This is a genomic window from Micromonospora sp. NPDC049175, assembly GCF_043197345.1.
GTDB lineage: Bacteria > Actinomycetota > Actinomycetes > Mycobacteriales > Micromonosporaceae > Micromonospora.
In genome coordinates, this window is record NZ_JBICSY010000002.1 from 909,833 (window position 1) to 922,665 (window position 12,833).

Here is a 12,833-nt window from a genome sequence, read left to right on the forward strand (position 1 = left end):
TCACCCCTTGCCCGGACGCCGTCCGACGTGCGTAGTCTTGCTGCTGACGCGGAGAGGAGGCCTGCGGGATGCTCGACAACCTGAACTGGTGGGAGATCGGTGCGCTGCTGCTCCTGGCGCTGTTGATCTTCGGTGACAAGCTGCCGACAGTCATCAACGACGGCCTGCGGCTGGTGCGCAACCTGCGCAACATGGCCCGTAACGCCACCGGTGACCTCAGTCGTGAGCTGGGCACCGACATCCAGCTGGAGGACCTGCACCCGAAGGCCTTCATCCGCAAGCACCTCCTCAGCGAGGAGGACGAGGCGGCGATCCGCAAGCCGCTGCAGGGCGTCTACGACAACCTGCGTGCGGACGTCGGCGGCGTGCACGACGAGCTGAAGGACGTGGCCAACGCCGCGGACCTGCGCTCGAACGGGACCCGGTCCGGCACGGCCCCCAGCAGTACGGCCCCCACCAGCACTGCCACCAGCAGTACGGCCGCCCCGGCGCCCCGCCCCAGCTACGACGACGCCACCTGACCAGCCCGCCACCCGGCTTGGTCCGCGCTCGCCCGGCTTGGTCCGCGCTCGCCCGCTCGGTCCGCGCTCGGCCCGGCATCTACCTTGATCGACTCGGTTTCCAGGGAGTCGGCCTTTCAGCCAGCCCAGGATGCCCCGACTTCCGGAAACCCGAGTTGACCACGCGGCTGCGCCGCCACGGGGCTGTGCGGGCCACGGAGCCGCGCCGGCGCGGAGCTGCGCCGGCCACGCGGCTGTGCGGAGCACGGGGCTGTGCCGGCCCCGGCGGCTGTGCCGGCCGTGGAGCCACCCACCCACACGACTCAGCCCGCCGGCCAGCAGCGGCCGACGGGCTGACGGTGGTCGGGGTGGTCAGCGGCCGGCGGGCTTGAGGCCGAGCGGCTTGCCGAGCAGCGACTCGCGGCGCAGCGCGAGCCGGTCGGCGACCGCACCGAGGGCCTGCGCGGCCGGGGACTCCGGCTCGGCCAGCACGATCGGGTTGCCCGCGTCGCCGGCCTCGCGGACCCGGGTGTCCAGCGGGATCTGACCGAGCAGCGGCACCTGAGCGCCGATGGTCCGGCTCAGCGACTCGGCGACGGCCGTGCCACCGCCGGCACCGAAGATCTCCATCCGGGAGCCGTCCGGGAGCTCCAGCCAGGACATGTTCTCGATGACGCCCACCACCCGCTGGTGGGTCTGCAGGGCGATCGCACCGGCCCGCTCGGCCACCTCGGCGGCGGCGGTCTGCGGGGTGGTGACGATCAGGATCTCCGAGTTGGGGAGCAGTTGGGCCAGCGAGATCGCCACGTCGCCCGTGCCCGGGGGGAGGTCGAGCAGGAGCACGTCCAGGTCGCCCCAGTAGACGTCGGCCAGGAACTGCTGCAACGCCCGGTGCAGCATCGGGCCGCGCCACACCACTGCGGCGTTGCCGGAGGTGAACATGCCGATGGAGATGACCTTCACGCCGTGCGACTGCGGCGGCATGATCATGTCCTCGACGCGGGTGGGCCGGGCCTCCGTGCCGAGCATCCGGGGCACCGAGTGGCCGTAGATGTCCGCGTCGACCACGCCGACGGAGAGCCCACGGGCGGCGAGCGCCGCCGCCAGGTTGACCGTGACGCTGGACTTGCCGACGCCACCCTTGCCGCTGGCCACCGCGTAGACCCGGGTGCGCGAGCCCGGCTGCGCGAACGGGATGACCGGCTCCTCGGTGGCACCCCCGCCGCGCAGCTGCGACTGCAACGACTGCCGCTGCTCGGGGGTCATCACCCCGAAATCGATCTCCACACCGGTCACGCCGGGCACCGCGGCGACCGCGGTGGTGATGTCCGTACGCAGCTTGTCCTTGAGCGGGCAGCCAGCGACGGTGAGCAGCAGCTCGACACGGACGACGCCGCTGGCAGCGATCGTGGCGGAGCGGACCATGCCCAACTCGGTGATGGGCCGGCGGATCTCCGGGTCGTTGACGGTGGCCAGGGCGGCCTGGATCGCGTCCTCGACGGTGCTCACGGGTGCTGACATGCCCGCAATGCTACGTCGCGGGGCATCCGCTGCCGCCGCTGCCCGGTGCGGTGTGAGCCAATCGATGACCCGTTGGTCAGCCCTCTGACCGGCGCGGGCCGGCGCCGTCCGGCCGGGCGTCCCGGGTGAAGTCGCCGTCCAGGTCGTCACGGGGTTCGTCCAGTCCGACACCGTCGGTCGGCCGGTGGCTCCGCTTCTCCTGCCGGCTGTCCCGGTCCTGCTGGCGGCGTTCCAGCCGTTGCCGGCGCTGCCCCGCCTCGTCCAGCTCCTCGGCCAGCCGGGTCAGCTCGGAGCGGAGGAAGTCGCGGGTCGCCACCTCACCCAACGCGATCCGCAGTGCCGCGATCTCCCGGGCCAGGTACTCGGTGTCCGCCTTCTGCGCGGTGGCGCGCCGCCGGTCCTCCTCCAGGGCCACCCGGTCGCGGTCGGCCTGCCGGTTCTGGGCCAGCAGGATCAGCGGCGCCGCATAGCTGGCCTGCAACGACAACACCAGGGTCAAGAACGTGAAGGTGTACGGGTCGAAGCGCAGGTCCGCCGGAGCCAACGTGTTCCAGACGAACCAGATCGTGATCACCACCGTCATGACGACGATGAAGTTCGCGGTGCCCATGCCCCGGGCGATGCCCTCCGACCACCTGCCGAACGCCTCCGCGTCGAACCGGGGCAGCTTGATGCCCCGGGGCTCGCGCGGTTGGTCGAGCCGTTCGTTGCGCCGCCGCTCAGCCATCCGCGCCGTCCAGCGTGGCGTCGGTGGTGCCCGGGGCGACCAGGGCGTCGCGGTCCCGCCAGTCCCGGGGCAGCGAGTGGTCCAGCACGTCGTCCACCGTCACGGCGCCGACCAGCCGGTTGCTCCGGTCGATCACCGGCATGGCGACCAGGTCGTAGGTGGCCATCCGACGGGTGATCTCCGGCAGCGGGGTGGTCGGGCGCAGCGGGTCGATGTCGTTGACCACCACCTTGCCCAGCAGGTCGGCAGGCGGTTCGCGGAGCAGCGCCTGGAAGTGCACCATGCCCAGGTAGCGGCCGGTCGGGGTGTTCTGTGGCGCCCGGGTCACGAAGACCTGCGCGGCGACGGCGGGGGAGAGCTGCGGCTCCCGGATCCGGGCCAGCGCCTCGGCGACTGTGGCGTCCGGCGGGAGGATGACCGGCTCCGAGGTCATCACACTGCCCGCCGTTCCGGGCGTGTACTTCAGGAGCTGACGCACCGGGTCGGCCTCGTCCGGCTCCATCAGGTCCAGCAGCACGTCCTGCTCCGGTGGGGGCAGCTCGTTGAGCAGGTCGGCCGCGTCGTCCGGGTCCATCTCCTCCAGCACGTCCGCGGCCCGTTCCCGGTCCAGTGCGGCGAGGATCTCCACCTGGTCGTGCTCCGGCAGCTCGCTGAGCACGTCGGCCAGCCGCTCGTCGTCAAGCGCGGCAGCGACCTCGTTACGCCGTGCGTCGGGCAGGTCCTGAAGCGCGTTGGCCAGGTCGGCGGGGCGCATGTCCTCCAGGACGGCGAGCAGGTTCGCCGTACCCCGGTTGTCGGCGATGCCACTGAGCCCGCGCACCCGGTCCCACTCGACCTGGTGCAGGTGGCCGCGGCGGCTGAGCCGACCGGTCTGCTCGCGTACGGCGACACGGGTCAGCGACCACTCACCACCCCTGGTGCACTCCATCGCGACGTCCACGACCGCGCCGGGTTGGCCGCCCGGGTCGAGTTGCACCCGACGGTCGAGCAGTTCCTGGAGGACCAGCAGCTCGTTCGGGCGCTTCTCGAACCGGCGCAGGTTGAGGGTGCCGGAGCCGAGCACGACCGCGTCCGCGTCGATGGAGGTGATCCGGTTGATGGACAGGAAGATCCGGCGACGCATCGGCATCTCGGCGACGAGACCCACCACCTCCGGAGGACGCTTGGTCGCCCGGAGCCGGGCCACGGCGTCGCGAACCCGCCCCACCTGATCACCGTTCGGGTCGAAGACGGCGACTCCGGCGAGACGGGCGATGTAGACCCGGGTCGGCGTGCTCACGGGCACCAGCCTAAGCGCCTAGTGTTTATCAACATGTCGACCTTGGCCTACGAGATCGTGGACGTCTTCACCGACCGCCCCTTCGCCGGCAACCCGCTGGCCGTGGTGTTCGGCGCGGAAGCGCTGGCCACCGAGCAGATGCAGGCGCTCGCGTTGGAGTTCAACCTCTCCGAGACGGTGTTCGTGCTGCCTCCCACCCAGGTCGGCGCCACCTACCGGGCCAGGATCTTCACGCCGGTCGAGGAGTTGCCGTTCGCCGGGCACCCGAGCGTCGGCGCGGCGGTCACCGCGAGCCGGCGGGGCATGTTCGGTGTGGGGCAGGTCACCCAGGAGTGCCACGCCGGGGTGCTGCCGATCGAGGTGACCGCGACCGGGGCGACGCTTACCGGTGGCAGCCCGACCCTCGGCCCGGAGTTGGATCCGGAGCCGTTGCTGGAGATCGCCGGGTTGACCGCGGACGACCACGTCGGGCCTGCCCCGCGCGTCGCGGGCTGCGGGCTGGAGTTCCCGTACCTGCCGGTGCGTCCGGAGTCGGTGGCCCGCGCCCGGGTGGACGCGGCGGCGGCGCAGCGGTACGGGGTGTCGCACGTGAGCGTCTTCTCCTGGGACGCCGCCGCGCAAACCGCGCACGCCCGGGTGTTCGTGCCGGGGATGGGTGTCCCGGAGGACCCGGCGACCGGCTCGGCGGCGCTCGGCCTCGGTGTCTGGCTGGTGGCGTCCGGGCTGCTGCCCGGCGTGGGGCGGTCGGAGTACGCGGTGCGTCAGGGTGTGGAGATGCACCGACCGTCCGCGCTGGCCTGCACGGTCACCGCGGCGAACGGGGTGGCGGTCGGGGCGACGGTCGCCGGTCAGGTGATGCCGGTGGCCCGGGGCGAGATCGCCGTCCCGCCCTTCGTGGGTTGAGCAAAGGTGCCGATGGGGGAGGATGCGGGTGTGACGGACGAGGACGCCCCCGGGGGCAGCACACCGCTTGTCGACGAGGCGATGAAGAAGGCCGCCGTGTGCTGGGTCAGCGTGTCCGGCGGGCCGGCGCTCGCGCTCTGGTGCGCCCCGTTGGAGGGCGCGCTGCTTGTGGTGTCCGGGCCGGGTGAGCAGGCCGCGCCGGGTCTGGCCGACGCGACCGAGGCGCAGGTCACCCTGCGCGGCGATCACGGTGGTCGGATCGTCACCTGGCCGGCCCGGGTGAGCCGGGTGCGGCCGGGCACCGAGGCGTGGGACACCGCCGCGCCGCTGGTCGCGGCGAAGCGCCTCAACGCGCCGGGTCCGACCGCCGACCTGGTGGCCCGCTGGGCGAGCGAGGGGTGCGCGGTGAACCGACTCGCCCCGGCCGGTACGCCGCTGGCCGGCACGGACCTGCCCGCCGACGCGCAGGCCGAGCCACCCCGGGCCACCCCGGCGGTCCGGGCCACCCGCAAACCGTTCCGCCTGCACCGGGTCCGCCGCCGCTGATGGCGACCGCCCGCGAGTGGGCCGCCGCCGCTTGCGCCCAGCGCACCGGCTGCCGCCGCTCTGCTTGAGCCCGTCCGGCACCCAGACCGCCGCCGCTGCTGGGGTCAGCCGGCCGGGACCACGTCGACGTAGCCGTCGACAAGGGTGAGCACCTCACCCAGTGCGGTGAGCGTGGGGCCTCGCCAGTCCAGGTCGGCGTTGAACACCAGGTGTGTGGCCAGGTCCGGCGCGGCGAGTCGGACGGCGGTCATCCCGGCCCGCTCGGCGCCGGTCAGCTCCTGGCTGCCGCCGTCACCGACATACAGGCAGTCGGCGGGTACGAGCCCGAGCCGCTGGCAGGCGGTCAGGTAGAGCACGGGATCCGGCTTGCAGTGCCCCACCTGCACCGAGAAGACCCGCACGTCGAGCAGCGGGGCGACGGCGAGTTGTGGCAGGAAGGCAGGCAACTCGTGCGTACAGTCGCTGATCACGCCGGTCCGCAGGCCGCGTTGGCGCAGGGCCGCCAGGACGGGCACGGCCTCGGCCCGCAGCCAGGTGTCGGCGCGTACCGCCCGGTGCCGGGACGCCACGGCCGCCCGCACCGCGTGGTCGCTGGGGTGTACGCCGGCCTGGGCGCACACCCAACGCAGGGTCGCCTCCGCGTTGCCGAGTCGGCCGGTGGCCCGCTCGTAGTAGGTGCGGTTCAGCACCTCGGTGAGGGTGTCGGTGGGGCAGCCGAGCAACTCGGCGGTGCCGACGTGCGCGACACCACGCTGCACCGGACGGGTGAGGGTGCCGAAGAAGTCGAACAACACCGCCTGGTAGCTGGGCATGGGGACGCCTCCGGGCGGTCGGGGGTCGCCGGCGGGACCCGCGTGATCGTAACGGAGCGATGACGGTCCGTGTCGTCCGTCATACGTGTGAGGATTACGTCCCGTGTCCCCACCTCCGCACCGCCCGTCCCCGGACCTGCTGACCACCGGCGCGGTCGGCCTGGCCGTGGTCGCCGTGTCGTCGTCCGCGCCGTTGATCGCGTACGCGGCCGCTCCCGCGCTCGCCATCGCGTTCTGGCGCAACCTGCTCGCGGTGGCCGTGCTGAGCCCCTTCTCGCTGGCCCGGCGCCGCGCCGAGTTCCGCAGGCTGACCGTGGGGGCGGGGCGGCGCGAGGGCCTGTTCTGCGTCCTGGCCGGGGTCGCCCTCGCCGGGCACTTCGCCACCTGGGTGCCGAGCGCCCAGCTCACCTCGGTCGCCACGTCCACGGCGCTGGTCGCCACGCAGCCGGTCTGGCAGGGGCTGATCGCCCGCGCCCAGGGGCGTCGGTTGCCCCGGGTGGTGTGGATCGGCATCGCGGTGGCGGTCGGCGGCGCGGCGATCACCACCGGGACGGACGTGGGTGTCTCCGGCACGGCAGTCCTCGGTGACGTGCTGGCGCTGACCGGCGGCGTGTTCGCGGCCGGTTACACCGCCTTCGGCGAGCGGGCCCGCGCCAGCATCAGCACCACCACCTACACCACCATCTGCTACGGGATCTGCGCGCTGATCCTGCTGCTCGTGTGCCTGGTCGGCGGCGTACGGCTGACCGGGTTCGACGGGCGGACCTGGCTGGCCATCCTGGCCCTGGTTGCCGGTGCCCAGTTGCTCGGGCACTCGATGTTCAACTACGCCCTGCGGAAGATCTCGGCGACCACGGTGAGCGTGCTGATCCTGCTGGAAGCTCCCGGCGCGGCCCTGCTCGGCTGGGCCTGGCTGGGTCAGCTACCCCGCCCGTACGCGCTGGTCGGGATGGCGCTGCTGCTGGTCGGGGTGGCGGTGGTGGTGCTCGGCGGTGGTCGGGCCGCTCGCCGGGTCGCGCCGACCGCGCTGCCGGCTGACCCGACCCCGCTGCACGACTGACGGCCTCTACAGGTACGCGGCGAAGTGATCCGCGACCAGGTCGGTCAGCTGGTCAGCGTCGAGGCCGCCGTCCACCTGGACAACCCGGACGCCCAGCCGCTCAGCCCGCGCCACCGAGTCCGCTGCCACCAACTCGTCCCTTGCCCACCTGTTACGGAGGGCCCGCTCGGGGTCACTGACCCCCGCTACGGCGACGCTGGCACGTGGCAGTCGGGCGATCTGCCGGGCGCGGAACTCGGCAGTGGGCACCAGCACCACCAGCTGCCGTACCGATTCGACGATCGGCGCCACCAACTCCGGTCGCAGCCCCCAGCCTTCGGCGACCACCCGGCGGCCGGGCACCAGTGCGCTGAGGTCGTCGAGCACCCACGCGAAGCGGCGGGGAAAACCTGCCAGTGTCTCGGCAGCCATTCGGGTTGGTTCGGTGCGGACCCAGGTCGTCTCCGGATCCGGGCCGGCCGGCGGCTCGCCGCGCCGGATCCGGTCGGCGATGCGCCGGTCGTCGTGCCCCCGGGCGTCGTGCCGGTCGTAGAGGTACGCGGTCAGACCGAACCGCAGGGCCAGGTTGACGGCGACTGTCGACTTGCCGGCCCATTGCCCACCGCCGATCCAGAGGGCCCGGCGCGCGGTGGCGGTCGCATCGAAATCCATGCCCCGATGTTCGTCGTGGACCACTCCAAGATCAAGTCTTGTTTCTCTCCCCCCACGCGTGCTGAAGTGAGGAAAGGCGCAGGTACGCACCTTCGCGGGCGCGTGTTGCTGAGGCAATCTTGGACACTTCCCGTTAGCTGCTAACGGAACGGAAACTGTCCAAGATTGCCGGAAAATCGGTGGCTCGTCTCGGTCGAAGCTCCGGCGCCGAACGCCGGGGCGACCGCCGCCGCTGAAGGTCAGACCTCGTGCACCTCGATGACCCGGGTGGCCGGGGCGGTGTCGCCGAGGGCGGCGCGTAGCGCGGCCCGGTCCGGGTCGGCGAGGAGGGACTCGTAGCCGGCCCGATCCTCGAAGGTGATCACGTGCACCTCGGTCTGCCCGTCGGTGCTGCGCAACCGGCGTTCCAGGCGGCCGCCGTGCCGCCCGAGCAGGGCCAACACCGCGTTCTCGTACCGCCGCCCGGCGTCCTCGCCCCCGACGGGAAACTCGACGAGCGCGACGAGTGTCAGCATGCCGGCCACGCTAGGGCATCTGTCAAAGCCCCTGGCAGCCTGGACTCCGCCTCGGCTCGACCGAGGACTTTGGCAGACGCCCTAGTCGAGACCGACGGCCTTGGCGCTGGCCTCCCACAGCCTGGCGGCCTTTTGTGGATCAGCTGCTTTCCGGTACGGGCGACGCACCCGGCGGTCGATGTAGTAGGCGCCGTCCACCAGGCGGGAACGGTCCTGATTGGCCAACCACACAAGGGTTTCGGCGGCCTTCTCCGGGGTGCGGAACGGCATGACCCGCATGCCGAACGCCACGATCCTGCTGTCGTTCGCGAACCGGGTGCGGACCACCCCCGGGTGGAAGCTGTACGCGGGGATGGCCGGCCAGCGCCGCGCCGCCTCGGCGGTGAACAGGATGTTCGCCTGCTTGCTGGTGCCGTACGCGCCCAGCGGGCGGTAGCCGCGCAGCGGGGCGTTCAGGTCGCCCGGGTCGAGGCTGCCGAAGCGGTGTGCGCCGGAGGCGGTCACCACGATCCGGCCCAGCCGGTCGGCGAGCAGGTTGGTGAGCAGGAACGGGGCCAGGTGGTTGGCCTGGATCGACATCTCGAAGCCGTCGACGGTGCTCAGTGGTTGCAACGCGATCGCGCCGGCGTTGTTGGCGAGCACGTCGATCCGGTCGTACGCGGCCCGGAGTTGCTCGGCCAGTCGGCGCACGTCGTCGAGGCTGGCGAAGTCGGCCCGGAACAGCTCCGGACGCGCGCCCGAGGTCTCCCGTACCCGAACGGCTGCGGCCTGTAGGCGGGCCGGGTCCCGCCCGACCAGCACCACCTGGTCACCGCGGCAGGCCAGGTGCACGGCGGCGGCCAGGCCGATGCCGGAACTGGCCCCGGTCACCACCACCAGTCGACGCCCAGTGAGATCTTCCACAGGTCCATTCACCCCGGTCATGGCGCGAGGTTACCGTGGCGTCACAACGCCCTTTGGGATCGTTAAGTTTTCCGCGGGTGGCGTCGGCAGGCCCGCCGGACGCTGGAAGGAGCGCATCCATGGCCGCAGTCGGTCGTCCCCGTAGGTCGTGCCTCGCCGTGCCGGGTTCGAGTGTCAAGATGCTCGGCAAGGCGCAGGGGCTGCCTGCCGATCAGGTCTTCCTGGACCTGGAGGACGCCGTCGCCCCGCTGGCCAAGCCGGACGCGCGCAAGAACATCGTGGCCGCGCTCAACGAGGGTGACTGGGCCGGCAAGACCCGGGTCGTCCGGGTCAACGACCTGACCACCCCGTGGACCTACCGGGACGTCATCGAGGTCGTCGAGGGCGCCGGCGCGAACCTGGACTGCGTCATGCTGCCGAAGGTGCAGACCGCCGAGCAGGTGCACTGGCTGGACCTGCTGCTCACCCAGATCGAGAAGACGCTCGGCCTGGAGGTCGGCCGGATCGGCATCGAGGCGCAGATCGAGAACGCCGCCGGTCTGGTCAACGTGGACGCGATCGCCGCCGCCTCGCCGCGCGTGGAGACCATCATCTTCGGCCCGGCCGACTTCATGGCGTCGATAAACATGCGGTCGATGGTGGTCGGTGGCCTGATCCCGGACTATCCGGGCGACCCGTACCACTACATCCTGATGCGGATCCTGATGGCCGCCCGGATGCACGACCTGCAGGCCATCGACGGCCCCTTCCTGCAGATCCGGGACGTCGACGGGTTCCGCGCGGTGGCCAAGCGTTCGGCGGCGCTGGGCTTCGACGGCAAGTGGGTGCTGCACCCGGGTCAGATCGACGCCGCGAACGAGGTCTACCAGCCGGCGCAGTCCGACTACGACCATGCCGAGCTGATCCTCGACGCGTACGAGCACTACACCTCGGAGGCCGGCGGCAAGCTGGGCGCGGTGATGCTCGGCGACGAGATGATCGACGAGGCCTCCCGCAAGATGGCGCTGGTGATCGCCGCCAAGGGCCGGGCCGCCGGGATGAGCCGTACCTCGTCGTTCACCCCACCGGTCGAGTGACACCTCGGGCCGGGACGACCGCCGCCGGCTGTCGGTCCGGCCCGACAGTCGGCGGTACGCCGACCCCGCCCGTTGGTCAGTAGCTGTTGTCGCTGCTCGCGCCCATGGCGACCGCGAAGATGATCGCGCCAACGTAGAAGAGGATCAACAGCCCGAGCAGCCCGGTGAGGATCCAGCCGACGATGATGGCGGCCTTCGCCATCCCCGCGCCGCCCTCGCCGCTGAGCCGGATCTGTTTCTGCGCCACGTGGCCGAGGATCGCGCCGACCGGCGCGGTGACGCAGGACGCGATGCCGACGAGCGCGAGCACAAGCGCCGCGATCGCCATCCCGTTGGTCTTCTGCGGGTAGCCGTAGCCGGGGTACTGCGGCGGATAGCCGGGCGGCGGGTAGCCGGGCGTGCCGTAACCGGGCATCGGCTGGCCCTTCAGCGGTTGCCCCCCGGCGTACGGGTCCACCGGCGCGTAGGGGTCGACCGGCGCGTACGGGTCGACCGGGCCGGGTTGGGCGGGCACCGGCTGACCGGCCACGAGGGTCGGATCCGGTGCGGGGCTCGACGGCTGGGCCGACCAGGTGGGGTCGGACCAGTTGCCGGGCGGCGGGGGGTTGGTCATGCGAGCTCTCTCCGTCAGGTCGGGATGCGCTGTCAGGGTAGCCAGCACAACCCAAACCCGACGCCCCCACTACCGGGTGCCGCGTTGCTCGGACCGGTCCTAACGGGCAGGATCTTGGCATGGCATTCGACGCGCGCGCCGCGGACCGTTCCGGCAGCCGACCCAGACGGGACGTCAGCCGCCCGGGTGGGGCCCGGCGTGCCCGCGCGGCCACCCCGGCGGGCAGCCCCGGCCCGGACGAGCCGGTCGCGCTCGCCGACCCGGTGACCATGCGCCTCGACGGGCGGGTCGCCCTGGTGACCGGGGCGGGCAGCCCGGACGGCATCGGGTACGCCACCGCCCGGCGGCTCGCCGACCTGGGCGCGCGCGTGGCCATCGTCTCCACCACCCGGCGCATCCACGAGCGGGCGACCGAGCTGGGGGTGACCGGCTTCGTCGCGGATCTCACCGACGAGTCCGAGGTCGGCGCGCTGGCCGACGCGGTCGCCGAGCAGTTGGGCGACGTCGAGGTGCTTGTCAACAACGCCGGCCTGGCCAGTCGAGCCAGCCAGGGGGTGCTGCGGCCGGTCGCGCAGCTGACCTACGACGAGTGGCGCGGCGAGATCGACCGCAACCTGTCCACCGCGTTTTTGTGCAGTCGGGCGTTCATCGGGGGGATGGCCGAGCGGGGCTGGGGCCGGATCGTCAACCTGTCGGCCACCGCCGGCCCGGTCAACGCCCTGCCCACCGAGGCCGCGTACGCCGCGGCGAAGGCCGGGGTCGTCGGGCTGACCCGGGCGCTGGCCATGGAGATGATCGCGGACGGGGTGACGGTCAACGCGGTGGCGCCCGGCACCATCTACACCGCGGCGTCCACGATGGCCGAGATCAAGCAGGGGCTGGGCACCCCGGTCGGTCGACCGGGCACCCCGGACGAGGTCGCCGCCGCGATCAGCTTCCTCTGCTCGCCGGCAGCCTCGTACATCACCGGTCAGATGCTCGTGGTGGACGGCGGCAACAGCGTCCGCGAGGCCCGGTTCCGCTGACCGGCGCGGCGGGTCAGTAGCTCCCGTTGTCGCCGGTGTTGGCGAAGGCCACCAGGGCCAGCCAGCCGCAGCAGGCCAGCACGGTGATTCCGGTGAACACGTACCCGAGGATCAGCCCCCAGGTGGCGAGCTGGTCGCCCTCCTCGCCGCTGGTGCGGATCTGCCGCTTCGCCAGGTGGCCGAGCACCGCGCCGGCCGGTGGAAACACGAAGGCGAAGACCAGCGACAGGATCGCCAGCACGTTCGTGCCCCGACCCGGTCCGGACGGCGGCGGGCCGTACTGGGCGTAGGGGCCCTGCGGGGGATACGCCGGCTGCTGCGTCCAGTGCCCCGACTGGTGCGGCCCCTGCTGCTGCCCGTACGGCGATGGTTCGTCCGCAGGTGGTCCGTACGGTGAACGTTCCGACGGCAGCTCGAACGCGGGCTGGTCGGGCTGGGGCGCGTACGGCGGCTGGCCGGCCGGCGGTGGCGCGTAGGGCGACTGGTCCCGGGGTGGCTCGTAGGGCGACGGCGGTTGCTCGTCTGCTGGTGGTCCCGACGGCGGCGGGTGGCTCACGCGCTGTCCTCCTCCTGCCGGTGCCGGAAAAGTCCCTCTTGCCGGACGCTACCCGCAGCGGTGAACCTTTTCACAGCGGTTGTGTGGACTGGTCACCTTGGCCTCGTCGGCCCGGGAGGCCGATACTTACCCAGCGTTCAGTTACC

15 protein-coding genes are annotated in these 12,833 nt (G+C 72.2%); 6 read left to right on the top strand and 9 right to left on the bottom strand.

Going from position 1 to position 12,833, the window contains the following annotated elements:
* Positions 1–68 precede the first annotated feature (68 nt).
* Positions 69–521 carry a preprotein translocase subunit TatB gene (locus ACGFH8_RS11190; RefSeq protein ID WP_393366084.1) on the top strand — a complete coding sequence of 151 codons (453 nt, stop codon included), beginning with the start codon at positions 69–71 and terminating at the stop codon, positions 519–521.
* Positions 522–872: 351 nt separating this feature from the next.
* Here the strand turns inward: ACGFH8_RS11190 and ACGFH8_RS11195 are convergent, their stop codons facing one another.
* The 3 genes from ACGFH8_RS11195 to ACGFH8_RS11205 form a co-directional block, all read right to left on the bottom strand.
* Positions 873–2,021 (bottom strand): Mrp/NBP35 family ATP-binding protein, encoded by a 1,149-nt coding sequence (locus tag ACGFH8_RS11195; RefSeq protein ID WP_393366086.1) that lies wholly within the window; start codon positions 2,019–2,021, stop codon positions 873–875.
* Between the two features lie 76 nt (positions 2,022–2,097).
* The gene (locus ACGFH8_RS11200) at positions 2,098–2,748 is read right to left on the bottom strand and encodes a DUF1003 domain-containing protein (RefSeq protein ID WP_393366087.1); all 651 of its coding nucleotides are present in this window, start codon (positions 2,746–2,748) and stop codon (positions 2,098–2,100) included.
* Positions 2,741–4,027 carry a magnesium transporter MgtE N-terminal domain-containing protein gene (locus ACGFH8_RS11205; RefSeq protein WP_393366089.1) on the bottom strand — a complete coding sequence of 429 codons (1,287 nt, stop codon included), beginning with the start codon at positions 4,025–4,027 and terminating at the stop codon, positions 2,741–2,743. The genes ACGFH8_RS11200 and ACGFH8_RS11205 overlap by 8 nt, the downstream gene beginning before the upstream one ends.
* Positions 4,028–4,060: 33 nt before the next feature.
* Here ACGFH8_RS11205 and ACGFH8_RS11210 point away from each other — a divergent pair, with 33 nt between their 5' ends.
* A complete protein-coding gene (locus ACGFH8_RS11210; protein WP_393366090.1) occupies positions 4,061–4,930 on the top strand; it encodes a PhzF family phenazine biosynthesis protein in 870 nt (289 codons plus the stop codon).
* A gap of 12 nt (positions 4,931–4,942) precedes the next feature.
* Positions 4,943–5,476 carry a hypothetical protein gene (locus tag ACGFH8_RS11215; protein WP_393366092.1) on the top strand — a complete coding sequence of 178 codons (534 nt, stop codon included), beginning with the start codon at positions 4,943–4,945 and terminating at the stop codon, positions 5,474–5,476.
* Positions 5,477–5,580: 104 nt separating this feature from the next.
* On the opposite strand, the gene ACGFH8_RS11220 is transcribed toward ACGFH8_RS11215, so the two are convergent.
* Positions 5,581–6,288: an HAD family hydrolase gene (locus ACGFH8_RS11220; RefSeq protein ID WP_393366094.1), complete on the bottom strand. Its 708-nt coding sequence runs from the start codon at positions 6,286–6,288 to the stop codon at positions 5,581–5,583.
* 103 nt (positions 6,289–6,391) lie between these two features.
* Between ACGFH8_RS11220 and ACGFH8_RS11225 the strand changes: the two genes are divergently transcribed.
* Positions 6,392–7,348: a DMT family transporter gene (locus tag ACGFH8_RS11225; RefSeq protein WP_393366096.1), complete on the top strand. Its 957-nt coding sequence runs from the start codon at positions 6,392–6,394 to the stop codon at positions 7,346–7,348.
* A gap of 6 nt (positions 7,349–7,354) precedes the next feature.
* On the opposite strand, the gene ACGFH8_RS11230 is transcribed toward ACGFH8_RS11225, so the two are convergent.
* From ACGFH8_RS11230 to ACGFH8_RS11240, 3 genes are all read right to left on the bottom strand, one after another.
* On the bottom strand, positions 7,355–7,999 hold the full coding sequence (locus ACGFH8_RS11230; protein WP_393366098.1) for a hypothetical protein: 645 nt from the start codon (positions 7,997–7,999) through the stop codon (positions 7,355–7,357).
* 239 nt (positions 8,000–8,238) lie between these two features.
* Complete coding sequence (locus ACGFH8_RS11235) at positions 8,239–8,514, bottom strand: hypothetical protein (RefSeq protein WP_393366099.1); 276 nt, start codon at positions 8,512–8,514, stop codon at positions 8,239–8,241.
* Between the two features lie 81 nt (positions 8,515–8,595).
* The gene (locus ACGFH8_RS11240) at positions 8,596–9,417 is read right to left on the bottom strand and encodes an SDR family NAD(P)-dependent oxidoreductase (RefSeq protein WP_393367073.1); all 822 of its coding nucleotides are present in this window, start codon (positions 9,415–9,417) and stop codon (positions 8,596–8,598) included.
* Positions 9,418–9,536: 119 nt separating this feature from the next.
* Here ACGFH8_RS11240 and ACGFH8_RS11245 point away from each other — a divergent pair, with 119 nt between their 5' ends.
* The gene (locus ACGFH8_RS11245) at positions 9,537–10,493 is read left to right on the top strand and encodes an HpcH/HpaI aldolase/citrate lyase family protein (protein ID WP_393366101.1); all 957 of its coding nucleotides are present in this window, start codon (positions 9,537–9,539) and stop codon (positions 10,491–10,493) included.
* Between the two features lie 76 nt (positions 10,494–10,569).
* Here ACGFH8_RS11245 and ACGFH8_RS11250 read toward each other — a convergent pair whose 3' ends face one another.
* Positions 10,570–11,106: a DUF4190 domain-containing protein gene (locus ACGFH8_RS11250; RefSeq protein ID WP_393366103.1), complete on the bottom strand. Its 537-nt coding sequence runs from the start codon at positions 11,104–11,106 to the stop codon at positions 10,570–10,572.
* A 119-nt stretch (positions 11,107–11,225) separates the two neighbouring features.
* On the opposite strand from ACGFH8_RS11250, the gene ACGFH8_RS11255 reads away from it, so the two are divergent.
* Positions 11,226–12,131, top strand: a complete 906-nt coding sequence (locus ACGFH8_RS11255; protein ID WP_357241149.1) for an SDR family NAD(P)-dependent oxidoreductase — start codon at positions 11,226–11,228, stop codon at positions 12,129–12,131.
* 13 nt (positions 12,132–12,144) lie between these two features.
* Here the strand turns inward: ACGFH8_RS11255 and ACGFH8_RS11260 are convergent, their stop codons facing one another.
* Positions 12,145–12,687, bottom strand: coding sequence for a DUF4190 domain-containing protein (locus tag ACGFH8_RS11260; RefSeq protein ID WP_393366105.1), 543 nt, complete (start codon positions 12,685–12,687; stop codon positions 12,145–12,147).
* Positions 12,688–12,833 lie beyond the last annotated feature (146 nt).